The following is a 24,513-nucleotide window of genomic DNA, read 5'->3' as shown; positions in this document are numbered from 1 at the left end:
ATGCGGTTGCCCGACACCTTCTACGCCACCGTCCGGGCCCGGCTCGGCGACGCGCTCGCCGAGCGCGACCTGGACGGCTTCCTGGCCACGGCGCCGGCCGACGTGGCCTTCCTGGCCGGCTTCTTCTACATCGCCACCGAGCGGCCGGTCTACCTCTGGATGCCGCGCGAGGGCGACCCGCTGCTGGTCATCCCCCGCCTCGACGAGGAGTACGCGGCCCAGCAGGAGATCACCGTCGAGACGGTCAGCTACGCCGAGTTCCCGGGCGTGGTCACCCCCGAGGAGACCCTCGCCGCCGCACTCTCGGGCCGCCGGGCCCGGCGGATCGGGGTCGGCGCGGGCCTGACGATCGGCGCCCACGACAAGCTGACCCGGGCCATCGGCGGCGTCAGCCTGGTGACCACCGACGCGGTGGCCCGGCTGCGGCTGTGCAAGTTCCCCGAGGAGGTCCCGCTGCACGAGGCGGCGGCGCGGATCTGTGACGAGATGCTCGCCGCCGGCCGGGAGCTGATCGCCGACGCGCTGGCCCGGGGCACGGAGCTGCCCCGGGAGGACGAGATCGCCCGGCATGTCATCGGCTACGGCACCGATCGGATGTACGCCGACTACGACCGGGTCGTCTACACCACCAAGCTGGCCGGCGGGCTGGTCTATGCCGGGCCCAACTCGGCGCTGCCGCACGGGTTGCCGACGCGGCGGCGCGTCCGGCCGGGCGACACGTTGATCCTTTCGCTGGGCGCGGCGGTGGCGAGCCGGTTCGTGGAGAGCGAACGGACCTTCGTCATCGGTGAGCCCACCGCCGAGCAGCGCCGCTACTACGAGGCGGACCGGGAGGCCCAGCACGTCGGCACCGAGGCGATGCGCGTCGGCCGCACCTGCGCCGAGGTCAACCGGGAGTGCCTGGACGTGCTGCGCGGGCACGGCCTGGGTGAGTACATCCGGCACCGGCAGGGCCACGGCATCGGGTTGCAGAACCACGAGGCGCCGTGGGTGGAGGACGGCGACGACACCGTCCTCGCGCCCGGGATGCTGCTCTCCAGCGAGCCCGGCGTCTACGTGCCCGGCCACGCCGGCTACCGCATCTCCGACACCGTCCTGGTCACCGACGCCGGGCCGCGCCGGCTGACCCGTTACCCGCGCGATCTCGCGTCCAACGTCATTGAGGGGGTCCGATGAAGATCAACGGTGCCGAGCTGGTGGTCGAGGCGTTCGGCCCGCAGGACGGGCCGGCGATGATCGTTCACCACGGCGCGCCCGGCCTCGGCTCCCGGTCGGAGCCGAAGCGGTCGTTCGGGCCGTTCGCCGACCGGATGCGGGTCATCGTCTTCGACGCCCGGGGCTCGGGGGAGTCCAGCGACGACGAGCCCTTCACCCACGAGCAGTGGGTGGCCGACGTGGACGCCATCCGGGAGCACTTCGGCCACGAGAAGATCGTGATGGCCGGCGGATCGTACGGCGGCTTCATCGCGCTGGAGTACGCGATCGCCCACCCGGACCGCGTCTCCGCGCTGATCCTGCGGGACACCGCCGCCGACACCGCCCACGACCACCTGGCCGTCGAGCGGGCCCGCAACACCGACCGGACGGTGATCCCGCAGTGGGCCATCGACCGGATCGGCACCGGTCGGTTCGAGAGCGACGACCAGCTCCGGGACTACTGGCGGGCGATCCTGCCGCTCTACGACCACCAGCACGACCCGGCCAAGGACGCGGCCCGGCTCGCCCAGACCCGGTTCCACTACCGGACCCACAACGCCGCGTTCGGGCAGAACATGCCGCGCTACGACCTGAAGCCAAAGCTGGGCGGCATCACCTGCCCGACGCTGGTCGTCGTCGGGCGGCACGACTGGCGTACCCCGGTGGCGGCGTCGCAGGCGATCGCCGACGGGATCCCGGACGCGCGGCTGGTGGTCTTCGAGAACTCCGGGCACTCCCCGCAGCTGGAGGAGCCGGAGCTGTTCCAGCGGGTGGTCCGGGACTTCCTCGACGAGGCGGGGATCCGCTGATGGACCCGCTGCTCCAGGTCACCGACCTGCACGTGTCGTTCCCCGGGGGCACCGGGCCGGTGCACGCGGTCAACGGCGTCTCGCTGACCCTGACGGCCGGGCGCACGCTGGCCATCCTCGGCGAGTCCGGGTCGGGCAAGAGCGTCACCGCGCAGGCGGTGATGGGCATCCTGGACATCCCGCCCGCCCGGGTCACCGGCTCGGTCACGCTGCGCGGCCGCGAGCTGCTCACGCTCGAGCCGAAGCAGCGCGACCGGGTCAGCGGCGAGGAGATCGGCATGGTCTTCCAGGACGCGATGGCCGCGCTCAACCCGGTCTTCACCGTCGGCGACCAGCTCACCGAGGTGCTGCGGGTCCGTCGTGGACTGTCCCGGGCCGACGCCCGCCGCCGCGCGGTCGAACTGGTCGACCGGGTCCGCATCCCGGCGGCGAAGGACCGGGTACGCGACTACCCGCACCAGTTCTCCGGCGGCATGCGGCAACGCATCATGATCGCCCTGGCCATCGCGCTGGAACCGGCCGTGCTGATCGCCGACGAGCCCACCACCGCCCTGGACGTGACCGTCCAGGCGCAGGTGATGGAGCTGATCGCGGAGATCCAGCGGGACAGCGGGATGGCCCTGCTGCTGATCACCCACGACCTGGGCGTGGTGGCCGAGGTGGCCGACGACGTGGCCGTGATGTACGCGGGGCGGATCGTCGAGCGGGGCACCGTCGAGCAGATCTTCGACGGTCCGGCCCACCCCTACACCGAGGGCCTGCTCGCCTCGATGCCCCGCGTCGACCGCCGTGACGAGCAGCTCTACGCCATCCCGGGCGCCCCGCCCAATCCCGCCCGGCTGCCCACCGGCTGCCCCTTCCACCTGCGCTGCCACCGGGTCACCGACGAGTGCCGCAGCGTGCTGCCCGCGCTGGAGCCGCTGCCCGCGGGCCGTGCCAGCGCCTGCCACCACCACGCGGAGGTGCTGCATGCCACCCAGCGATGACGTCGTGCTCCGGGTCGACAACCTGGTCAAGCACTTCCCGGTCAAGGGCCGGGTGCCGCTGCGCAGCGGCGGTGTGGTCAAGGCCGTCGACGGGGTCTCGTTCGACCTGCGCCGGGGGGAGACCCTCGGTGTGGTCGGCGAGTCCGGCTGCGGCAAGAGCACCCTGGCCCGGATGCTGGTCGGGCTGGAACGGCCCACCGCCGGCGAGGTGCGCTTCGGCGACGCGGTGGTGCACCGGGCCCGGGGTCGGGAGCTGCGCGCGCTGCGTCGCCGGATCCAGATCGTGCTCCAGGATCCGTACACCTCGCTCAACCCGCGCCGCACCGTCCGGGAGATCCTGCTCCAGCCGTACGAGATCCACCCCGACGTGCTGCCGAAGGCCCGCCGGCTGGACCGGATCCGGGAACTGCTCGACCTGGTCGGCCTGGACGGCAGCCTGCATCTGGACCGCTACCCGCACCAGTTCTCGGGCGGTCAGCGCCAGCGGATCGGCATCGCCCGGGCGCTCGCCCTGCAACCCGACGTGATCGTCTGCGACGAACCGGTCTCCGCGCTCGACGTCTCGGTCCAGGCCCAGGTCGTCAACCTGCTGGAGCGGCTCCAGGAGGAGCTGGGGGTGGCGTACGTCTTCATCGCCCACGACCTGTCGGTGGTGCGGCACATCTCCGACCGGGTCGCGGTCATGTACCTCGGCAAGCTGGTCGAGACCGGCCCCGGCGCGCCGCTGTACGACCAGCCCCGCCACCCGTACACCAAGGCGCTGCTGTCGGCGGTGCCGGTGCCGGAGCCGGCCCGGCGCGTGCAGCGGCAGCGGATCCTGCTCGCCGGCGACCCGCCGAGCCCGGTCAACCCGCCGTCCGGCTGCCGCTTCCGGACCCGCTGCTGGCAGGCCACGGATGCCTGCGCCACCACCGAACCGCCGCTGGCCGGCGCCGAACACCCGGTCGCCTGCCACTACCCGTTGGCCGCCTGACGCGCCCGACGCCGTTCCACTGAGGAGTGAGTGAGCCTTGCTGCAGAACCCTGCCCCGCGGTACCAGGGACACAAGTCGTACTCGTACCTGGAGCCGCACTCGGACTACCGGGAGTTCGCTCTGGCCCCGGAGATCGGCCGGGTGCCGGAGTACGACCTCGGCCTGACCGACGCGCAGCGGCAGCGGGTCACCCGGCTGCTGACCGAACAGATCGCGATCTCGCTGCACGAGCACCCGGTCATCCTGCCGCAGGACGTCCGTGAACTCCGGGCCTACAACCGCACCGCCCGGCAGCGCACGGGTTACGAGGGGCTGGCCCGCTCCGGGCTGACCGCCGTGTTCGACAACTTCATGGCCGGGGCGTCCTGCGTCACCAGTGAGAACGGCTGGAAGTGGAACGACCTGGTCTACGCCCTCGGCATGCGGCTGAGTGACCTCTACAAGCAAGACTTCGTGGTGCTGGCGACCTCGCTGGCCGACATCCACGCGGCCAAGCGGGACGGCCGGCTGGCCCTGGTCGCCGGCCTGGAGTGCAGCAGCCCGATCGAGAACGAACTGGACCGGATCGACATCCTCTACGGCTTCGGCGTCCGGCAGCTCGGCATCGCCTACAGCCAGGCCAACATGCTCGGCGGCGGGCTGTCCGAGCGGGTCGACGGCGGGCTGACCCACTTCGGTCGGCGGGCGGTGGACCGGATGAACAAGCTCGGCATCGCCATCGACGTGTCGCACTCCGGCGACCGGACCTCGCTGGAGACGATCGAGGCGAGCCGGGTGCCGGTCTTCATCACCCACGCTGGGGCGCGGGGGGTCTGGGACATCGCCCGGATGAAGTCGGACGAGGTCATCCGGGCCTGCGCCGAGCGGGGTGGGGTGATCGGCATCGAGGCCGCCCCGCACACCACCCTGTCGGCCGCACACCCGCACCACTCGCTCGAGTCGGTGATGGACCACTTCACGTACTGCGTCGACCTCGTCGGCATCGACCACGTCACGTTCGGGCCGGACACCATGTTCGGCGACCACGTCGGCGTGCACAACGTCTACGCCGGCAACTACGCGCACGACGCCGGCAAGCGACCCGAGCACCCCCGGGTGGAGTACGTGGCCGGTGTGGAGAACCCGGGCGAGGCGTTCGGCAACATCGTCGGCTGGCTGGTCAAGCACGACTACTCCGACGACGAGATCGCCAAGGTCGTCGGGGGCAACACCATCCGGGTGCTCGAACAGGTCTGGTGACCGGCGGGTCCCGGGTCGCCGGGCCCGTGGGCGCACGACGACTACTACTACACTCCGTACGGCCGCAGCGGCGCGGCGCGGAGCGAAGAGGTGAAGGTGGATGGCTCGGCGTGAGACCGCGCTCCAGACCGCACAGAGCCGGCTGATGGAGCTGATCGGCAGCGAGTTCCGGCCCGGGGACAAGCTGCCCAACGAGCGTGAGCTGGCCGATCTGCTGGAGGTCAGCCGGGCCACCGTCCGGGAGGTCCTCGGCCAGCTCGCCGCCGAGGGCGTGGTGAAGCGCACCTGGGGCATCGGCACGTTCGTGCACGAGCCGGCTGGCCGGGTGCCGGTGTCGCTCGGCGACGTCACGGCCCTACGGGACCGGATCACCGCCTCCGGCCACCGCCCCGCCCTCACCGACGCCAAGGTCAGTCGGGCCACCTGCCCGGCCGACTGCGCGGAGGTGCTCGGCCTGGCCCCGGGCGATCCGGTGTGGCGGGTCGACCGGCTCTTCGCCGTCGACGAGGTTCCGGCGGTGTGGATCTGCGACCACCTGCCGATGCGCGTCGCCGGGCACGACCTGGATCCATCCGGGCTGGTCAGCATCGACCTGGACATGTTCGAGTTCCTGGCCAGCGCGACCGGCATGCCTGTGCGCCGGGCCGAGATCGAGTTCGCCGCCGTCCTCGCCGACGAGGTGGCGACGGCCCGGCTCGGGGTGTCGGCCGGGCACCCGCTGATCAGCGCCACCCAGATCGGTTACAGCGCCCAGGGCGTGGCGTTCTTCCACGGCCACATAACGGTCCGTACGGACGTGTTGACCCTGCGGATCAGCCGGGGCGGCTGACCGGCCCACGGCAGCACCGGGAAAGCCGGCGCGGGCCGACCGCTCACCGGGGTCGGCGCCGGCACCGTGCGGTGCCGGCCATCGAAGCCGGTCGCGGTGACTCGCCGGTTCGCGGTGCCGTCGGGACGCCGGCCGGCCCGTGCGTCGGGAATGGCTCGGCGCGCCCGCCGACCGGATCGGCCGGGATTAGCTGGTAACGGCGTCCGTCAATGCCCCGCCGCGTGGGGCGACGCGCTGCGCGACACCGGCCCCGTCATTCCTCTCGCCGGTCATTGCGGTGTCGCGCCGGGCCGCGCGCGGTGTCTGGGCAGCGGTCCGGGGAATTCGCCCACCCTCGGTGGCGCCGGTCGTGGTCGGCGTCGCCGCACCTGTCGGCCTCCTTTGCGGGGGCGGCGGCGGTCGGGGCGACGCGGGCCGGAAATGCCGGTCGGCGGCGCAGTGAATCCGAATCCCGCGCAACGCGACAATCGCAGTTGGCATTCCCATGCGCGAATCGTTGCGCGTGAGGCGTGCGTTGTGGGGCGGCGCGGGCGGGTGTCGGCGTGTCCCCGGCCGGCGGGTGTCGGCGGGGTCGGGGCCGGGTCGGCCGTCCCCGACCTGCGGACGGTGGCCGATACCTGACAGTGGCCGGGCGGTCGGGCCGACCCCGCCGACCGCGCTGGCGGCCGTCTGCCGTGCTGGCGCCCTCTCGGGCGATCCGGCCGCGCCGGCCGGGGGTGAGGCGGGCATTCCATGGAAGCGCCACCGACGTCCCGAATGGTGAGAGACGTCTTGGCAGCGGAATCGAGGGTCGTGGACTCTCTCTGCGGAGAGCGATGGCCCGGTGGCTCATGGTCACGATGGGTGACGTCTCCGGTCGTCGACCTGGCATAGGGCCCGCGATCGATCACTGTTAGTAGTGGGGGGAGTGCTCGGTGGGACGCGCCATGCCAGATCGCGGTTCGACGTGAGCGCACCCGCCCGCTCCGCCGGCCCCGTCCGTCGCTCCACCCCGTCCCGTCCGACCGCCCGACCCGCCGCCGTCGACACCCTGCACCGGATGGTCGAGGCCCAGGTCGACCGGACCCCCGACGCCGCCGCGGTGTGGTGCGAGGGGCGGGTGCTCACCTACCGCCAGCTCGACGAGGCGGCCAACCGGTTGGCCGGGATCCTCCTCGACCGCGGGGTGGGACGCGGGGACCGGGTCGGCGTCTGCCTGCCCCGCGACTCCCGACTCGTGGTGGCCCTGCTGGCCGTGCTCAAGGCCGGCGCCGGCTACGTACCGCTGGATCCGGCCTACCCGACCGCCCGGGTCGCCTACATGACCGAGGACTCCGGTACCCGGCTGGTGCTGACGGTGGCCGGCCTCGCCGGCCGGTTCGCCGACGCCGCCCTCCGCCTCGACGACCTCGACCTCACCGCCCTCCCGGCGGCCCGGCCCGACCTGCCGTCCGAACCGTCCGATCTGGCGTACGTCATCTACACCTCCGGCTCCACCGGCCGGCCCAAGGGCGTCGCCGTCGAGCACCGCTCGGCCTCCGTGCTCATGCACTGGACCCGGGAGACCTTCACCGCCGTCGAGCTGGGCGGCGTGCTCGCCGCCACGTCCGTCTGCTTCGACCTGTCCGTCTTCGAGCTCTTCGGCCCGCTCTGCTGGGGCGGTCGGGTGGTGCTCGTCCGCGACGCGCTGGCCCTGGCCGCGCCGGGCGCCGACCGGCTGCCCGTCGCCCTGGTCAACACCGTGCCGTCGGCGATGAGCGAGCTGCTCGCGGCCGGCGCGCTGCCGGGCAGCGTCCGCACCGTCTGCCTCGCCGGCGAGCCGTTGACCGCGGCGCTCGCCGCCCGGGTGCTCGCCCGGCCGCACGTACGCCGGCTCTGCAACCTCTACGGGCCGTCCGAGGACACCACCTACTCGACCTGGGCGGAGGTGCCGGCCGACGGGGGAGACCCGCCGATCGGCCGTCCGTTGCCGGGCACCCGCGTCTACCTGCTCGACGCGGACGGCCGGCCGGTGCCGCCCGGAGAGCCGGGAGAGCTGTACCTGGCCGGCGCCGGGCTGGCCCGGGGCTACCTCAACCGGCCGGAGGAGACCCGGGCGCGTTTCCTGGCCGATCCGTTCCGCCCGGGGGAGCGGATGTACCGCACCGGCGACCGGGTCCGGCTGCGCCCGGACGGGCAGTTGCAGTTCCTCGGCCGGATGGACGACCAGGTGAAGCTGCGCGGATACCGCATCGAGCTGGGCGAGGTGGCCGCCCGGCTGGCCGCCCTGCCCGGCGTACGCGAGGCGACCGCCGCGGTGCGGACCGGGCCGAGCGGCGACCCGCTGCTCGTCGGCTACCTCGTCGGCGAGCGCCGCGACGACGTGCGGGACCTGCTGCGGGAGACGGTCCCCGCCCCGCTCGTGCCGTCCGCCGTCGTCTGGCTGGACCGCCTGCCGACCACCCCCAACGGCAAGGTCGACCGGGCGGCGCTGCCCGCCCCGGAGGTCGCCGCCGCCGCGAGCGACGGCAACGGCGCGCCGCTGGCCGGCTCGGCCGCCGCGGTCGCCGCCGTCTGGCGCGACGTGCTCGGCCGGCCGGTGGACCGGGCGGAGGCCGACTTCCTCGCCCTCGGGGGCGACTCCCTCCTGGCCGTACGCTGCGCCACCCGGCTCGCCGCCGCGACGGGCCTGCCGGTCGCCCCGGCGGCGCTGTTCGCACACGCCACGGTGGAAGCACTCGCCGGCCACCTCGACGACCTGCGCCGGGCCGCCGGAGCCACCACCACGGGCATCGCCGGGACCGCGTCCGCCGGAGCCGCACCCGGGCCGGGGCACCCGTCGGCGGGCGGTACGCCGCCCGCGGCGCCCGTGGACACGGCCCCGCTCTCGGCCGCGCAGACCCGGCTGTGGTTCCTGCACCAGCTGGACCCGGCCGACACCTCCTACCTGGTGTCGTTCGCGGTCCGGCTGCCGCCGGGGACCGACCCGGGGACGGTGGGCCGGGCACTGCGCCGCGTGGTGGCCCGGCATCCGGCGCTGCGTACCGTCTTCCCGTCGACCCCGGGCGGCCCGGTGCAGCGGGTCCGCGACGACCTCGACGTCCCGCTGGTCGCCGCCCCGCCCCGGGCCGGGGTGCCGCTGGACGAGCAGCTCGACCAGCTCGCCGCCGCCGAGGCGCGTACCCCCATGGACCTCGCCACCGGCCCGCTGCTGCGCGCCCGACTGGTCGCCGCCGACGACGGGCGGGCGGCGCTGCTCCTGGTCGCCCACCACATCGTCTGCGACGACTGGTCGTTCAGCGTCATCGTGCGGGACCTGGGCCGCGCCTGCGAGGCCGAGTCGGCGGGCGCCGGGGCGGGCCCGCCGTGGCCGGCCGGTCCGGCGACCGGCCCGGCGGAACTCGCCGTGGCCCAGCGGAACTGGCTGGCCGCCCCGGCCGGCCGGGAGGCCGTGGCCACCGTGGTCGCCGCGCTGCGCGGCGCGCCGACGGTCCTGGACCTGCCCGCCGCCGCCACGCCGCCCCGCGCGGACGGCTCCCCGGCCGGGGCCGCCCTGCGGACCCGCATCGACGACGACACCGCCGCCGTCGTCCGCGACCTCGCCCGCGCCAGCCGCGCCAGCCTGCACATGGTCGGGCTGGCCGCCTTCGCCGCGCTGGTCGCCGCGGAGACCGGCCGCACCGACGTGCTGATCGGTGTCGCCTTCGCCGGCCGGACCAGCGTCGCCGCCGAACAGAGCGTCGGCTGCTTCGTCAACACCATGCCCCTGCGCCTGCGGCCCGGCCCGCAGCGGTCCTTCGCCGACCTGGTGGACGAGGCGCGCCAGGTGACCCTCTTCGCCGCCGCCCACCAGGACGTGCCGTTCGACGTCGTCGTCGAGCGGCTCCGCCCGGCCCGGCAACCGGGCCGCAACCCGCTGGTCCAGGTCGCGTTCGGCGTGCAGAACGCCCCGGCGGCCCGGCACGTCGACGCCTCCGGCGGCGAGTTCGTCGGGGTGGAGCTGACCCCCGACACCGCCCGGCTCGACCTGACCCTCTGGCTCGACGAGCGCCGCGACGGGCTGGAGGCGCTCTGGACCTACCGCACCGACCGCTTCGACGGCGAACTGGTCGACACGTGGCACCGCCGCTTCACCGCATTCCTACGCGGCGCGGCCGCCGATCCCCGGCGCAGCCTCGCCCGATGTGCCCACACCCTGGGGGGAACGAGAGATGAGTGAGCAGACCCCGGTCGCGCCGGTGATTCCGCGCCGCGGCCGCGAACGGTCCCTGGTCGACGTACGCCCCGACTGGCCCGGCGGGCCCCTGCCGGCCCTCGTCCAGGCCAACGTGCCCGACGTGGACCTGGCCGCCTGGCTTGCGGGCAACCGGTCCACCGTGGACGAGCTGGCGCGCCGCGCCGGCGCCGTGCTGTTCCGTGGCTTCGCCGTGGACGGCGCGGCCGACTTCCGCATCGTCATGGCCGCCCTCTCCGACGACGTGCTCAGCTACGGCGAGCGCTCGTCGCCGCGCAGCGAGGTGACCGAGGGCGTCTACACCTCCACCGAGCACCCGGCCGACCAGCCGATCGTGCTGCACAACGAGCAGTCGTACACGGTGAACTGGCCGCTGCGCATCGTCTTCCACTGCGAGACCGAGCCCGCCGCCGGTGGGCGCACCCCGCTGGCCGACAGCCGCCGGGTGCTCGCCCGGCTGCGCCCGGAGACGGTCGCCGGATTCGAACGCCGGGGCGTGCTCTACCGGCGCAACTACCTGCCGGGGATCAGCCTGCCGTGGCAGACGGCGTTCCAGACCGACGACCGGGCCGAGGTCGAGGCGTACTGCGCCCGCGCGCTGATCGACGTCGAGTGGGTCGGCGAGCAGCAGCTGCGTACCCGCCAGGTCCGCCCCGCCGTACGGGAGCACCCGGTGACGGGGGAGCGGACCTGGTTCAACCACGCCCTGTTCTTCCACGTCACCTCGCTGCCGGCGGAGGTCAGCGCGGGGCTGCGGGCGTCGCTGGCCGAGGAGGACCTGCCCTACCAGACCGCGTACGGCGACGGCACGCCCATCGGCGACGACGTGCTGGCCGAGCTGCGCGCCGCGTACGCGGCCGAGACCCGCTCCTTCGCGTGGCGGCGCGGCGACGTGCTGCTGGTGGAGAACATGCTGGCCGCGCACGCCCGGGAGCCGTTCACGCCGCCCCGGCGCATCCTGACCGCGATGTCCGACCCGGTCGCCGCGCCCGAGCTGGCCGCCGCCACCGTGACCTCCACGGGGGTGCGGTCGTGACGGGGCCGGCGCCGCGCCGACGGGGCAGCGGCGCGGTCACCTCGCCGGTGTCCCGCCGGGTGCTGGTCGACGACACGTTCGTGCTGATGGTGGAGGCCGCCGTGCCGGACCTCGACCTGGCCGGCTGGCTGGCGGGGCGCCGCGACGAGCTGCTGCGCGACCTCGACGCCCACGGGGCGGTCTTCTTCCGGGGCTTCGAGGTGGCCACGGCCGACGACTTCAGCCGGGCCGCCCGCGCGGTCAGCCCGGACCTGCTCGGCTACCTGGAACGCGCCGCGCCCCGGCACGAGGTCGCGGAGAAGGTCTTCACCTCCACCGAGTTCAACGCCGAGCAGTGGATCCCGCTGCACCACGAGATGTCGTACTCGCACAACTGGCCCACCCACCTCTACTTCTGGTGCGCCCAGCCGGCCACCGGCAGCGGCGGCGCGACCCCGCTGGCCAGCGAGCGGGTGGTGAGCCCGCGCATCCCCGCCGAGGTGCGCCAGCGGTTCCTGCGGCACGGGGTCAGCTACGTGCGCAACTACGGCCCACACCTGGACCTGCCCTGGCAGGAGGCGTTCCAGACGACCGACCGCGCCGAGGTCGAGAAGTACTGCGCCGACTCGGCCACCGAGTACACCTGGCTCGACGGCGACGGGCTGCGGACCCGCGCCCGCCGGCAGGCGGTGGCGACCCACCCGCGCACCGGCGAGACGGTCTGGTTCAACCACGCGCACCTGTTCCACGTCTCCAACATGCCCGCCGAGGTCTCGGCCGCCCTGCTGCGCGAGTACGGGCCCGAAGGGCTGCCCCGCAACGCCTACTACGGCGACGGCGAGCCGATCCCCGACGAGGTGGTGGCCGGCATCCGGGACCTGTATCGGGAACACGCGGTGTCGGTTCCCTGGCAGCGCGGCGACGTGCTGGTGGTGGACAACTTCCTCGCGACCCACGGTCGCGAACCCTTCAGCGGCGACCGGCAGATCCTGGTCGCCATGTCCGACCTCTACCTCAACCGGAGCGTGGTGTGAACGGCTACCGTCTGTCCCCGATCCAGCGGCTGGCCTGGTCCGGGGCGCAGGACCTGGTCCGCGCCCGGGTGCTGCTCGACCGCCCGCTGGACCGGGCCCGGTTGCAGACCGCCCTGGACGCGGTGGTCGCCCGACACGAGGCGCTGCGCCTGACCCTGGTGCACCACCCCGGGCTGCGGGTGCCGTTGCAGGACGTCGACGACGCCCGCAGCGTCGTCGTCGGCGCCCAGGGCGAGCTGTCGGTGACCGTCACCGACGACGCCCTGGAGCTGGCCGCCACGCCGTTGATCGCCGACCCGGCGAGCCTGCGGCTCGTCCTCGCCGACCTGGCCCGCGCGTACGCCGACGGCCGGCTGGCCGACGACCCTGACGCCCTGCAGTTCCTCGACGTCACCGAGTGGCAGCTGTCGCAGCGGCAGGAGGCCGACCCGTTCGGGGCACCCGCCGCGCCGGCCGCGCGGCTGGTCACCCCGCACGGCGACGACCCGGCCGAGGTCGGCACCGCGACCCTGCCCGCCGCGGCGCTGAGCGCCGCCGCGCGGGAGGCCGGCGTCGGCGTCGCGAACCTGCTCTTCGCCGCCTGGGCGCTCGCGCTGTCCCGCCGGGCCGAACCGCCCGCCGGGGTCGACGACGCGGACCTGGTGCTGGCCCGGTGGAGCGACGGGCGGCAGGCCACCGGGACGGCCGGTGTCGTCGGCCCGCTGGGCGGCCACGCGCCGGTCCGGCTGGGCCTGCCCCTGCCGGCCGCGCCCAAGGCGCTGCTCGACGAGGTACGCGCCGCCGAGTCCGCCGCCGAGGAGGCGTTCCACCTGGTCGAGCCGGTCGGCGAACACTCCGACGCGGTCGCCGGTTTCGCCGTCGTACCGGCCGGGCACCCGGCGGCCCTGGGTGGCCTGGGCGCCACCGCCGTCGAGGTCTCCGCGCCGCCCGCGACGGCCGGCCCGCAGCTGACCGCCGTGGTCGGCGACGACGAGGTGACCCTGCGGGTCGTCGGGGGCCGCTGGTTGCTGGAGGGCCTGCTGGCGATCCTGGGGTCGCTGCCCCGGGCGCTGGCCGACGGCACGCCGCTGGTGCTGACCGGCGAGGGGGAGGCCCGCTGGCTCGCCGACGCGGCCGGCCAGCCGTCCCGCGCCGCGGTGCGCACCCTCGTCGAGCTGCTCGACGACGGGCTGGCCGGCGCCGACCAGGACAGCCCGGCGGTGGTCGCCGCCGACGGCACGTACACCGTCGGGGAGCTGCGCGACGTCGCGGCCCGGGTCGCCGCGGGCCTGGTCGAGCGGGGGCTGCACCGCTCGCCTGTGGGCGTGCTCGCCACCCGGTCCCGGGACACCGTCGCCGCGTTCCTCGGCGTGCTGCGGGCCGGCGCGGTGTACGTACCGCTGGATCCGGCGGCGCCGGCCGAGCGGCTCGCCGCGCAGGTCCGCGCGGTCGACGCCGGGCTCGTCGTCGGCGCGGGCGGCCCGGCGGGGCTCGCCGGCGCCACCGTCGCCGAGCTGGCCGCCGGCACCGCGACGGCGGCCGTGCCCCCGGTGGCGCCCACCGATGCGGCCTACGTCATCTTCACCTCCGGCTCCACGGGCACGCCGCGACCGGTCCAGGTCCCGCACGGCGCCGCGGCCCACCTGGCGTACGCGCTCGAGGAGACCGTGTACGCGGGCAGCCGGACCGGGCTGCGGGTGGCGGTGAACGCCCCGCTCACCTTCGACGCCTCGGTCAAGCAGCTCGTGCAGCTGGCCCACGGCCGCAGCCTGTACCTGGTGCCCGAGGACGCCCGGCGCGACGGCGCCGCGCTGGCCGCGGCCCTCGCCGACAACCGGGTCGACGTGCTCGACCTGACCCCCTCCCAGCTGCGCATCCTGCTCGCCGGGGCCGGCGACGCCCGGCTGCCGGAGCTGCTGCTGGTGGGCGGCGAGGCGATCCCGCCGGACCTCTGGGACACCCTCGCCGCGCTGCCCGGCGTCCGGACGGTCAACCTGTACGGGCCCACCGAGTGCACCGTGGACAGCACCGCCGCCGAGATCCGCCCCGCGACGGCACCGACCATCGGCCGTCCGCTGCCGGGCGTCGGCGTGTGGGTCCTCGACGAGCGGCTGCGGCCGGTGCCGCCCGGCGTGGCCGGCGAACTCTGCGTCAGCGGGCCGCAGCTGGCCGACGGCTACCTCGGCGACCCGGAGACGACGGGCCGCCGGTTCGTCCGGGCCGCCCTGCCCGGCGGCCGGACGGAGCGGGTCTACCGCACCGGCGACCGGGTGCGCTTCGACGCCGAGGGGCGCCTGAGCTACCTGGGCCGGCTGGACGACCAGGTGAAGATCCACGGCTTCCGGGTGGAGCCGGGCGAGGTGGCCGCGACGCTGCGCGCGCACCCGGAGGTCGCCGACGCGGCGGTCGTGGCCCGCGACGACGACGGGCATGGCGACCGCCTCGTCGGCTACGTCCGCCCGGCCGCGCCGGCCGTCGACGTCGACCTGGACCGGGTCGCCGGGATCAACCCGCACGAGACCCGCTACCTGTACGACGAGATCTTCACGCAGCGGGTCTACCTGCGTGACGGCATCGTGCTGCGCCGGGGCGCGACGGTCTTCGACGTCGGCGCCAACATCGGCATGTTCTCGCTGTTCGTCCACGCGGCCTGCCCGGACGCGACCATCCACGCCTTCGAGCCGGTGCCGTCGGTGGTGGCGGCCCTGCGGCGCAACGTCGAGGAGTTCGGCGTGCCGGCCACCGTGCACCCGGTGGGCCTGTCCACCGCGCCGGGGCAGGTCTCCTTCACCTACTACCCGGGCTACTCGATGATGTCCGGCCAGGCCGCGTACGCCGACCCGGCGGCCGAGGTCGCCGTGATCAAGCGGTTCCTCGCCAACGAGCGGGACCGGGGCGAGTCCGACCGGGAGACCCTGCTGGAGCGGGTCGACGAGCTGCTGGCGGAGCGCTTCGACGGCGCCGAGGTGACAGTCGACGTGCGCCCGCTGTCGGAGGTCATCGACGAGGTCGCGCCGGAGCGCATCGACCTGCTGAAGATCGACGTGCAGCGGGCCGAGGCCGACGTGCTCGCCGGCATCGAGGAGCGGCACTGGCCGCTGATCGCGCAGGTCGCCATGGAGGTGCACGACGCCGTCGGCACCGACACCGAGGGGCGCCTGGACGAGCTGATCGCCCTCTTCGAGGACCGCGGGTTCGACGTGGTCACCCGCCAGGACGACCTGCTCACCGGCACCGACCGGCACACCCTGCACGCCGTGCGCCCCGAGTACGCCGCCGACCCGCGGCCCGCGGTGGCGGTCCCGGACGGCCCGGCCGCCGGCCCGCTGGAGGCCCGGTTGACCGACTGGCTCGCCCAGCGGCTGCCCGCCCACCTGGTCCCCGCGGCCGTGGTGCTCCTCGACGACCTGCCGCTGACCCGCAACGGCAAGCTCGACCGGGCCGCGCTGCCCGCGCCGGAGCTCGACCGGGCCCGGCGGGAGCCGGCCGTGGCGCCGGCCAACCGGGCCGAGGAGATCCTCGTCGAGGCGTGGCGGGAGGTCCTGGGCACGCAGTCGGTCGGGGTGACCGACAGCTTCTTCGCCCTCGGCGGCGACTCGATCCGCAGCATCCAGATGCAGGTCGCGGCGAACCGGCGCGGCCTGTCGTTCCGGCTCGGCGACATCTTCGTGCACCAGTCGATCCGGGAACTGGTCGCGCACGGCGAGATCACCCTCACCGGGCCCGACGCCGACGCCACCGCCGCCACCGACGTGGCCGGGGCGGCGGAGCCGTTCGCCCTGGTCGCCGCCGCCGACCGGGACCGCCTGCCCGCCGGGCTGGCCGACGCCTACCCGATGACCGCGCTGCAACAGGGCATGGTCTACCACTGCGAGCTGACCGGCGACCCGGCGATGTACCACAACGTCACCGCGCACCGCGTCGACGCGCCGCTGGAGGCGGAGGCGCTGCGCGCCGCGCTGGCCGACTTGGTCGCACGCCATCCGGTGCTGCGGACCGGCTTCTCCCTCGGCGCCTTCAGCGAGCCGCTGCAACTGGTGCACGCCGAGGTGCCGGTCGAGGTGCCGGTGACGGAGCTGACCGATGCCGACGAGGCCACCCGCCGGGCCCGCGTCGACGAGTTGGTGGCGGCCGAGCGGGTGCGGCCCTTCGACTGGGACCGGCCGCCGCTGCTGCGGCTGCACGCCGTCCGCGACGACACCGACACCTTCACCCTCATCGTGGCGGAGTGCCACGCGATCCTCGACGGCTGGAGCCTGCACCTCCTCCTCGGCGAACTGCTGGCCGCGTACGACCGGCGTCGCGCCGGGCTGCCCGTGCCGCACCGCCCGACGTTGCCCTTCCGCGCGTACGTGGCGGCGGAACGCGAGGCCGTGGCGGACGCCGGGTCGCGCCGGTTCTGGCTCGAGGGCGCCGGCGGCGTGCCGCCGCTGCTGCTCGGCGGGACGGAGCCACGGATCACCACCACCCGGCGGGTGCCGCTGGCGGCGTCCACCACCGACACCGTCACCGCAGCCGCCCGGGCCGCCGGCGTACCGGCCAAGTCCTGGCTGCTCGCGGTCCACCTGCGGGTGATCGGGGAGGCCGCCGGCCGGGACGAGGTGGTCACCGGGCTGGTCGTCGGCGCCCGGCCCGAGGCCGAGGGGAGCGACGCCACGCTCGGGCTGTTCCTCAACACCCTGCCGGTGAGCGCCGTGCTGGGCACCCGGTCGCTGGCCGAGCTGGCCGCCGACGCCTGGCAGGCGGAGCGGTCGCTGATGGGCCACCACCGGTTCCCGCTCGCCGAGATCGTCCGGGCGGGCGGGGCCGGGCCCCGGTTCGACCACTTCTTCAACTGGACCCACTTCCACGGCGGCGCCGACGAGGGCGAGGACGGCGGGAGCCGTGGCAGCCGCATCGTCGACAGCCGGGGCATCACTGTCGACGTGGCGTTCAGCCTCGCCGTCGACGTGGAGGTGGACCCGGCGACCGGCCAGCTCGCCCTGACCCTCCAGTACGACGCCCGGCACGTCGACGAGGCGCGGGCCGACCGGCTGGCCGAGGCGTACCGCCGGCTGCTGGCGACCGACCCGACGGCGCCGCTGCCCGCCGTCGGACCGCCGGGTCCCGTCGTCCCCGCCCCGCGCGACGGGGACGTCCGGGACCGCTGGGCGGCCCGGGTGGCGTCGGTCTGGCAGGAGGTCGTCGGCGTGGCGCCGCGCGGCGAGCGGGCGGAGTTCCTCGCCGCGGGCGGCGACTCGCTGCGCGCGCTGCGCCTGGTCACCGCGCTGCGGCAGCGCCACGGCAGCACCATCACCCTGCCGGAGTTCGTCGCGCTGGGCAGCTACGGCGCCGTCGTCGAGCGGGTGAGCCGCGATGGCTGAGAACCCGTGGCTGGTGGTCCGGGCGCCCGTCGCCAGGCCCGCCCTGCGCCTGTTCTGCCTGCCCTACGCGGGCGGCAACGCCGGGGCCTTCGAGACCTGGCGGGCGGGGCTGCCGCGCGCCGTCGAGGTGAACGCGGTGCAGTACCCGGGCCGCCGCGAGCGGGTCGCCGAACCCGCGCCACGGCGGATGACGCCGCTGGTGCAGGCCCTCGAGGCGGCCCTGGCGCCGCACCTGGACCGGCCCTACGCGGTCTACGGCGACTGCCTCGGCGCGTACGTGGCGTTCGAGCTGGTCCGCCGGCTGGAGCGACGCGGGCACCGCCCGGCCGATCTCCTGGTGGTCTCCTCGGCCGTCGCCCCGCACCGCGCCGAGGTCGAACCGGACCACTCCGGCGCCGACGACGCCACGTTCCTCGCCGAACTGGTCGCGCTGGGCACGATGCCGGCGGCCGTCGCCGCGCACCCGGAGCTGGCCGCCGCCGCGCTGCCGGCGGCCCGCGCCGACTTCGAACTCGGCCGCAGCTACCGCTACCGCGACGCCGGCCCGATCGGCGTGCCGGTCACCGCGATCCGCGGCGACGCCGACCCGCACGTCGACGACGTCGGGACGGCGGCGTGGGCCGACCTCACCACCGCCGGCTGCACCACCGTCACCGTCCCGGGCGGGCACGACCTGCTCGCCCGGGCCGACCCCGGACTGCTCGGCGCCGTCCGGTCCGCCCTCCTCGGCAAGGAGCCGTCTTGACCGTCACGTCACTGCTCTGCTTCCCGTACGCCGGCGCGGGCGCCTCGGTGTACCAACCGTGGCAGCGGGTCGCACCGCCCGACCTGGAGATCCTCCCGGTGCAGTTGCCGGGCCGGGAGAAGCGCTTCGTCGAGGAGCCGTACCGCCGGATGGACCAGGCCGTCGACGGGCTCCTCGACGAGGTGCTCGAACTGGTCGCCGGCCGCGACCGGGTGGCGCTGTTCGGCCACAGCATGGGCGCGGTGCTCGCGTACGAGATGGCCGGCCGGCTGACCCAGGCGGCCGGGGTGCGGCTGGCGCACCTGTTCGTCAGCGGCTCGCCCGACCCGTGGTCGGGCCGCGACCACACGGCCGCCGACCTGCCCGACGACGAGTTCGTGGCGCGGGTGGAGGAGTTCGCCGGCTACACGCACCCGGCGCTGGCCGACCCCGACATGCGGGAGCTGCTGCTGCCGACCCTGCGCGCCGACGTGGAGCTGCACGAGGGCTACCGGCCGGGCGGCGACAAGCGGCTCGACGTGCCGGTGACCGCGCTGCGCGGCGCCGACGACACCCTGGTGGCCGCCTCCGCCCTGGCCGGCTGGGACCGGGTCACCTCCGCCGGGTTCGCCTCCCTCACCGTCGCCGGTGGACACATGTACCTCGCCGACGACCCGGCCGAGCTGCTGGCGCTGGTGCGACGGAGGCTGGCCGGTGCCTGAGCCGACGCCGGGCCGGCTGGCCGGCCGGACCGCGATCATCACGGGCGCCGCGCGGGGACTCGGCCGGGCCTGCGCTACCGCCTTCGCGGCGCAGGGCGCCGACCTGGTCCTGGTGGACGTGGCCCACGACCTGCCCGACGTGCCGTACCCGCTCGGCTCGGCCAGCCAGCTCACGCACACCGCCAAGCTCTGCGCGGAGCTGGGGGTGGCCGCGTACCCGGTCGAGGCCGACGTGCGGGACCTCGACGCGGTCCGGGCCGCCGTCGCGCTCTGCCTGGACCGGTTCGGCCGGATCGACGTCCTGGTGAACAACGCCGGCATCGCGGCGCCCTCCGGCAAGCCGGTGCACGAGATCAGCGAGGCCGAGTGGCAGCTCATGCTCGACGTCGACCTCTCCGGTCCGTGGCGGATGGTCAGCGCGGTCGGCGCGGTGATGTGCCGGCAGCGCGCCGGGAGCATCGTCAACGTGGCGTCGACCGCCGGCCTGGTCGGCTACCGGCACTTCGCCGGGTACGTCGCCGCCAAGCACGGCCTGGTCGGCCTGACCCGGGCCGCGGCGCTGGACTACGCGCCGCTGAAGGTGCGGGTCAACGCCCTGTGCCCCGGCTCGGTGCGCGACGACCCGTACGTCGAGGGTCGGATGCTGGCCGAGATCGCCCGCTCGCTGGAGGTGCCGGTCGCCGAGCACGAGGAGACGTTCGTCCAGGCCCAGCCGATGAACGCGCTGATCGAGCCCGACTCGGTGGCCCAGGCCGCACTCTGGCTGGCCTCCGACGAGTCGTCGCAGGTCACCGGCTCGGTCATCACCGTCGACGGAGGATTCACCACCCGATGAGCAGCCGTCCACAGCCCACCCGACAGCAGTCCGACCCGGGCCGCTCCTGCCACGCGGCGGCGGTGGCCGTCGCCGGCGACCCCGACGAGGTCGCCGCCCGGTTCGCCGCCGCGCTGGCGCGGCGGGGCCTCGACGCCGCCCGGCTCTGGGTGGACCGGGTGCCCACGTCGGCGACCTCCGCGCGCCGCGCCGCCGAACTGGCGCGACCGCTGCCCGCCGACGGTCCGCCGGTGCGGGCGGTGCTGCTGCGCCACGACGCCGGCGCCGACCTGGTGCTCGTCGCCCGGCGCGGCCCGCTCACCGGCCGCGCGCTGGGCGAGCTGGCCGTCGAGGCGGCCGGGACCGCGCCGCAGGCCGGGGCGGAGCCGGCCGCCGGCCCGGGGCCCGTGGACCGCCCTGAGGGTGTCGCGCCGGACCCGGCCGGGCAGCCGAGGCCGGCCGGGCCGTCTCAGCCGGCCGGGCAGGCGGAGCCGCCGGGGACCGCCGCCGGGGAGACGGCCGGGACCGAGGACGACGGGGAACACGAGGGCGACACCGCCTGGCGGGGCGGGAACCCGCGCGCCGACCGGACCGCGTCGTACGCCTTCGCGGTGCCCGCCGGGACCGACCTGCTGGCACTGACCGGCGCGGTCGGCGCGGTGCTGGCCCGCTTCGGCGGCGTGCGCCGGGTGCGGGTCGGCACGCTGCGCGACGAGGGGCCGGCGGTCGTGCCCGTGTCGGTGGACGGCACCTTGCGCGCCCTCGCGGCCCGACCCGCCGAGCCGGCCCCGTGGCCCGTTCCCGGGCGGACGCCCGACGCCGGTCCGCCGGAGGCCGCGGTCGGCGTGCTGACCGCCGACAGCCCGGCCGACACCTACCTGCCCAGCCTGACGCCGCCGTGGCCGCTCACCCTGACGCTGCGCGGCAGCACCGTCACCTGCGACTTCCACACCGGCGTGTGGTCCGCCGACGTGGTCATCACGGTGGCGGGCTACGTCGCCCGCGTCCTCGGCCAGCTCCTCGCCGACGGCGACCGCGCGCTGGCCGACTGCGACCTGTTCGACGACGCCGAGCGGGACCGGGTCGCGGCCCTCGGCGGGGCGGCCGTCGGCCTGCCCGAGCCGACCGGCGGCATCCACGAGCGGGTGGCCGGGTGGGCGCGGGACACCCCGGACGCCCCGGCGGTGTCCTACGGCGCCGACCGGCTCACGTACGCCCAGCTCGACGCCCGCGCCGGGCGGATCGCGGCGGCGCTGCGGGCGCGGGGCTGCGGCCCGGGCACCCGCGTCGGCGTCTGCCTGGAACGCTCCGTGGACCTGGTGGCGGCGCTGCTCGGCGTGCTCAGAGCCGGCGCCGCCTACGTGCCGATCGACCCCACCTACCCGGCCGAGCGCATCCGCTACACCGTCGAGGACTCCCGCGTGAGCCTGCTCGTCGGCGCCGACGGCGTGGAGGTCGACGAGCTGCTCGCCGACGACACCGACGACGCGGCGGGCGCCGGGGCGGCGACGGCCGGCCCGGACGACCCCGCGTACGTCATCTACACCTCCGGCTCCACCGGCCGGCCGAAGGGGGTCCAGGTCCCGCACCGCAACGTGCTGGCCCTGGTCGCCGCGACCCGGGACGAGTTCGGGCTCGGCCCGGCGGACACCTGGACGATGTTCCACTCCAGCGCGTTCGACTTCTCGGTCTGGGAGGTCTGGGGCTGCCTGCTCACCGGCGGGCACCTGGTCGTCGTCCCGCACCTGGTGGTCCGCGACCCGGCCGAGTTCCACGCCCTGCTGCGCGCGGAGCGGGTCACCGTGCTCAACCAGACCCCGTCGGCGTTCGCGCAGCTGGTCGACGCCGACCGGCGCGCCGCGCACCGGCTGGGGCTGCGCCTGGTGGTGTTCGGCGGCGAGCCGCTGGACGCCGGCATGCTGACCGGCTGGTTCGACCGGTACCCGGAGCGCGACTGCCGGATGGTCAACATGTTCGGCATCACCGAGACCACCGTGCACGTCACCGCGCAGACCATCGACCGGGGCCTGGCCCTGGCCGGCACCCGCTCCGTGGGCCGCCCGCTGCCCGGCTGGTACGTCCACGTGCTCGACCCGGCGGGGCGGCTGCTGCCGCCCGGCGCCGCCGGGGAGATCCACGTCGGCGGCGCCGGGGTGACCGACGGCTACCTGCACCGCGACGAGCTGACCGCCCAGCGCTTCCTGCCCGACCCCTGGCGGGGCGGGCGGATGTACCGCAGCGGCGACCGGGGCCGGCTGCTCCCGGACGGGCGGCTGGAGCACCTGGGCCGGCTCGACGACCAGGTCAAGATCCGGGGCTACCGGATCGAGCTGGACGAGATCCGCCAGGTGCTGCTCGACGACCCGGACGTGCTGGCCGTGGCGGTCACCGTGGACACCGCCGACGCCCGGCTGCACGCGTACGTGGTGCTCGCCGAGGGGGCCGACCCGCCCGCCGAGCTGCGCCGCCGGGTGGCCCGGATCCTGCCCGAGTACATGGTGCCGGCCACGGTGACGCCGCTGCCCGCGCTGCCGCTCACCGCCAACGGCAAGCTCGACGCCGCCCGGCTGCCCGCGCCGGCCGCCCGGCCCCTGCCCGCCCCCCGGGAACCCGCCGACCCCGGAGCGGGACCCGGCCGCGCCGAGCGGATCCGGGCGGTCTGGGAGCGGGTGCTCGGCGCCGAGGTGGGGCCGGAGGACAACTTCTTCGACCTCGGCGGCAACTCCCTGCTCGCGCTGCGGCTGCTGCGTGAATTGCGCGCGCAGGGCCTCGGCGAGTTCACCCCCCGCCACCTGTACGTGCACCCCACGGTGCGCGCCCTGGTCGGCGCGACCGGTACGGAGCGGTGATGGCCGACGTCGACACGCTGACCCGACTCTGGCCCCAGGTGCGCGAGGTGGCCGTCAAGGGCGGCTGCGCGTACGTGGTGGCCGAGGACTACCTCGACCCGCTGCACCTGCGCGGCCTGCTCGCCCGGGAACTGCCCGACGCCGAGCTGCCCCGGCACATCGTGCAGGTCGACTCCCTCGACCCCGCCGACCTGGTGGAGCCGGACGACCGGTTCGGGGCGTACCTGCCGCCGCGCGACGACACCGAACGCGTCCTGGTGCGCATCGCGGAACGCCTGCTCGGCGTGCCGAAGCTGGGCGTGCTCGACGACTTCTACGCCGCCGGCGGCGACTCGCTCGCCGCGACCGGACTGGCCGTCGAGGCACAGCGGGCCCTCGGGGTGGGCGTCTCCCTCGCCGCGGTGCTGCGCCACCCGACGGTGGCCGGGCTCGCCGAGGAGATCGGCCGTGCCCGGGCGGCCGTGCCGCTGCCCCGCGCCGAGGCGGCGGACGCCTACCCGCTCTCCCCGCAGCAGCGCCGCGTCTTCCTCGCCCAGTCCCGCGACCCCGCGTCGGTGACCTACAACCTGCCGCTGCTGGTGCCGCTGCCGGCGGACGTCGACCGCGCCCGCCTGGCGGACGCGTTCCGCGCCGTCATCGCCCGGCACGACATCCTCCGCACCGCCTTCGGCACCGAGGCGGGCCGGCCGGTGCAGCGGGTGCTGCCGACCGTCCCGTTCGACCTGCCGGAGGTCGAGGGCACCGGGACGCTGCCGGTCGAGCCGTTCGACCTGGCCGCCCCGCCGCTGCTGCGGGCCGCCCTGCGGCGTACCGGCGACGGCCCGGTGCTGGCGCTGGACCTGCACCACATCGTCACCGACGGCCTCTCCCTGGCGTTGCTGCTGCGCGAGGTCGACACCGTCTACGCCGGCGGCGAGCCACCGCCGGTCCCCGTCCAGTACGCCGACTACGCGGTGTGGGCCACCGCCGGGGAGCCGCCCGGGGGCGACTACTGGCGGCGGCGCTTCGCCGAGCCGCCGGCGCCCCTGCGGCTGCCCACCGACGCGGCGCGGCTGACCGACCGCCCGGCGACGGCGCGGGCCGGCACGGTCGAGTTCGACGTGGGGGCGGAGCGGACCGCCGCGCTGCGGGCGCTGGCCCGACGCGAGGGCGTGACCCTGTTCCAGGTGCTGCTCGCCTGCTACGCGACCTTCCTCGCCGCGGCGACCGGCGGGACCGACGTCACGGTGGGCACCCCGGTGGCCGGTCGCGGCGCCCCGGGCCTGGACGCGACCATGGGGATGCTTGTCAACACGGTCTGCCTGCGGCACCGGGTGCGGCCGGAGGCCACCTTCCGGGAGCTGCTGACCGAGGTGGCGCACGACGTGGTCGACGCGTTCGCGCACCAGGACTACCCGTTCGACACGCTGGTCGCCGAGGTGCTGCCGGTCCGCGACCAGGACCGGCATCCGCTCTTCGACACGCTGTTCGCGATGCAGCACGCCGAGGTGGCCGCCGCCGACTTCCTGGGGCGGCGGGTCGGGTTGGCCGTCGCGCCCACCGGCCAGGCCATGTTCGACCTGGACATGCAGGTCTACGAGCGCGCCGACTCGCTGCGCGTGCACTGGGCGTACGACGCCGGGCTGTTCCTGCCCGGGACGGTACGGGCCTTCGCCGACCTCTGGCTGGAGATCGCCGACACCGTCCTGGCCGACCCCGGGGTGCCGGTCGGCGAGCTGACCGGGGCCCGCCGGGTCGCCGCCGGGGCACCCTCCACCATCGACATCGAGTTGTGAGCCGGAGAGATC

Annotated in this window: 15 protein-coding genes; all 15 read left to right on the top strand. The window is 75.5% G+C overall.

Annotated elements, in window-relative coordinates; genetic code table 11:
* The 15 genes from AC0OO9_RS02595 to AC0OO9_RS02525 all read left to right on the top strand — a co-directional run bounded on the left by AC0OO9_RS02595 (nt 1) and on the right by AC0OO9_RS02525 (nt 24,501).
* On the top strand, nt 1-1,176 hold the full coding sequence (locus AC0OO9_RS02595; RefSeq protein WP_484515240.1) for a M24 family metallopeptidase: 1,176 nt from the start codon (nt 1-3) through the stop codon (nt 1,174-1,176).
* Nucleotides 1,173-2,006 (top strand): alpha/beta fold hydrolase, encoded by an 834-nt coding sequence (locus tag AC0OO9_RS02590; RefSeq protein ID WP_484515238.1) that lies wholly within the window; start codon nt 1,173-1,175, stop codon nt 2,004-2,006. The genes AC0OO9_RS02595 and AC0OO9_RS02590 overlap by 4 nt, the downstream gene beginning before the upstream one ends.
* Nucleotides 2,006-2,992 (top strand): ABC transporter ATP-binding protein, encoded by a 987-nt coding sequence (locus tag AC0OO9_RS02585; RefSeq protein ID WP_484515236.1) that lies wholly within the window; start codon nt 2,006-2,008, stop codon nt 2,990-2,992. The genes AC0OO9_RS02590 and AC0OO9_RS02585 overlap by 1 nt, the downstream gene beginning before the upstream one ends.
* Nucleotides 2,940-3,965: an ABC transporter ATP-binding protein gene (locus tag AC0OO9_RS02580; RefSeq protein ID WP_484515235.1), complete on the top strand. Its 1,026-nt coding sequence runs from the start codon at nt 2,940-2,942 to the stop codon at nt 3,963-3,965. The genes AC0OO9_RS02585 and AC0OO9_RS02580 overlap by 53 nt, the downstream gene beginning before the upstream one ends.
* Before the next feature lie 37 nt (nt 3,966-4,002).
* On the top strand, nt 4,003-5,205 hold the full coding sequence (locus AC0OO9_RS02575; protein ID WP_366643909.1) for a dipeptidase: 1,203 nt from the start codon (nt 4,003-4,005) through the stop codon (nt 5,203-5,205).
* Between the two features lie 100 nt (nt 5,206-5,305).
* Nucleotides 5,306-6,034: a GntR family transcriptional regulator gene (locus AC0OO9_RS02570; protein ID WP_366643907.1), complete on the top strand. Its 729-nt coding sequence runs from the start codon at nt 5,306-5,308 to the stop codon at nt 6,032-6,034.
* A 946-nt stretch (nt 6,035-6,980) separates the two neighbouring features.
* Entirely contained in the window at nt 6,981-10,211 is a 3,231-nt protein-coding gene (locus tag AC0OO9_RS02565) for an amino acid adenylation domain-containing protein (RefSeq protein WP_484515233.1), read from the top strand.
* Nucleotides 10,204-11,262, top strand: a complete 1,059-nt coding sequence (locus tag AC0OO9_RS02560) for a TauD/TfdA family dioxygenase (protein WP_484515231.1) — start codon at nt 10,204-10,206, stop codon at nt 11,260-11,262. The genes AC0OO9_RS02565 and AC0OO9_RS02560 overlap by 8 nt, the downstream gene beginning before the upstream one ends.
* On the top strand, nt 11,259-12,275 hold the full coding sequence (locus tag AC0OO9_RS02555) for a TauD/TfdA family dioxygenase (RefSeq protein ID WP_421450600.1): 1,017 nt from the start codon (nt 11,259-11,261) through the stop codon (nt 12,273-12,275). Before AC0OO9_RS02560 ends, AC0OO9_RS02555 begins: the two co-directional genes overlap by 4 nt.
* Nucleotides 12,272-17,617, top strand: a complete 5,346-nt coding sequence (locus tag AC0OO9_RS02550) for an amino acid adenylation domain-containing protein (protein ID WP_484515229.1) — start codon at nt 12,272-12,274, stop codon at nt 17,615-17,617. Before AC0OO9_RS02555 ends, AC0OO9_RS02550 begins: the two co-directional genes overlap by 4 nt.
* Nucleotides 17,610-18,362: a thioesterase II family protein gene (locus AC0OO9_RS02545; RefSeq protein WP_484515227.1), complete on the top strand. Its 753-nt coding sequence runs from the start codon at nt 17,610-17,612 to the stop codon at nt 18,360-18,362. Before AC0OO9_RS02550 ends, AC0OO9_RS02545 begins: the two co-directional genes overlap by 8 nt.
* A complete protein-coding gene (locus AC0OO9_RS02540; protein WP_484515225.1) occupies nt 18,359-19,063 on the top strand; it encodes a thioesterase II family protein in 705 nt (234 codons plus the stop codon). The genes AC0OO9_RS02545 and AC0OO9_RS02540 overlap by 4 nt, the downstream gene beginning before the upstream one ends.
* Nucleotides 19,056-19,898, top strand: coding sequence for an SDR family oxidoreductase (locus AC0OO9_RS02535; protein WP_132238351.1), 843 nt, complete (start codon nt 19,056-19,058; stop codon nt 19,896-19,898). The genes AC0OO9_RS02540 and AC0OO9_RS02535 overlap by 8 nt, the downstream gene beginning before the upstream one ends.
* On the top strand, nt 19,895-22,726 hold the full coding sequence (locus AC0OO9_RS02530) for an amino acid adenylation domain-containing protein (RefSeq protein WP_484515223.1): 2,832 nt from the start codon (nt 19,895-19,897) through the stop codon (nt 22,724-22,726). The genes AC0OO9_RS02535 and AC0OO9_RS02530 overlap by 4 nt, the downstream gene beginning before the upstream one ends.
* Nucleotides 22,726-24,501, top strand: a complete 1,776-nt coding sequence (locus AC0OO9_RS02525; protein ID WP_484515221.1) for a condensation domain-containing protein — start codon at nt 22,726-22,728, stop codon at nt 24,499-24,501. The genes AC0OO9_RS02530 and AC0OO9_RS02525 overlap by 1 nt, the downstream gene beginning before the upstream one ends.
* The last annotated feature ends 12 nt before the right edge of the window (nt 24,502-24,513 follow it).

The sequence above is a fragment of the Micromonospora sp. USAFONa4 genome, assembly GCF_057197825.1.
Note: the sequence above shows the minus strand (reverse complement) of the source record. Positions and strands in the feature narration are given on the sequence as shown.

What these genes read in the sequence shown, in the direction of transcription:
- AC0OO9_RS02585 (WP_484515236.1), top strand. Translation starts at nt 2,006, where the DNA reads ATGGACCCGCTGCTCCAGGTCACCGACCTGCACGTGTCGTTCCCCGGG.
- AC0OO9_RS02530 (WP_484515223.1), top strand. Translation starts at nt 19,895, where the DNA reads ATGAGCAGCCGTCCACAGCCCACCCGACAGCAGTCCGACCCGGGCCGC.
- AC0OO9_RS02570 (WP_366643907.1), top strand. Translation starts at nt 5,306, where the DNA reads ATGGCTCGGCGTGAGACCGCGCTCCAGACCGCACAGAGCCGGCTGATG.
- AC0OO9_RS02525 (WP_484515221.1), top strand. Translation starts at nt 22,726, where the DNA reads ATGGCCGACGTCGACACGCTGACCCGACTCTGGCCCCAGGTGCGCGAG.
- AC0OO9_RS02595 (WP_484515240.1), top strand. Translation starts at nt 1, where the DNA reads ATGCGGTTGCCCGACACCTTCTACGCCACCGTCCGGGCCCGGCTCGGC.
- AC0OO9_RS02590 (WP_484515238.1), top strand. Translation starts at nt 1,173, where the DNA reads ATGAAGATCAACGGTGCCGAGCTGGTGGTCGAGGCGTTCGGCCCGCAG.
- AC0OO9_RS02560 (WP_484515231.1), top strand. Translation starts at nt 10,204, where the DNA reads ATGAGTGAGCAGACCCCGGTCGCGCCGGTGATTCCGCGCCGCGGCCGC.
- AC0OO9_RS02545 (WP_484515227.1), top strand. Translation starts at nt 17,610, where the DNA reads ATGGCTGAGAACCCGTGGCTGGTGGTCCGGGCGCCCGTCGCCAGGCCC.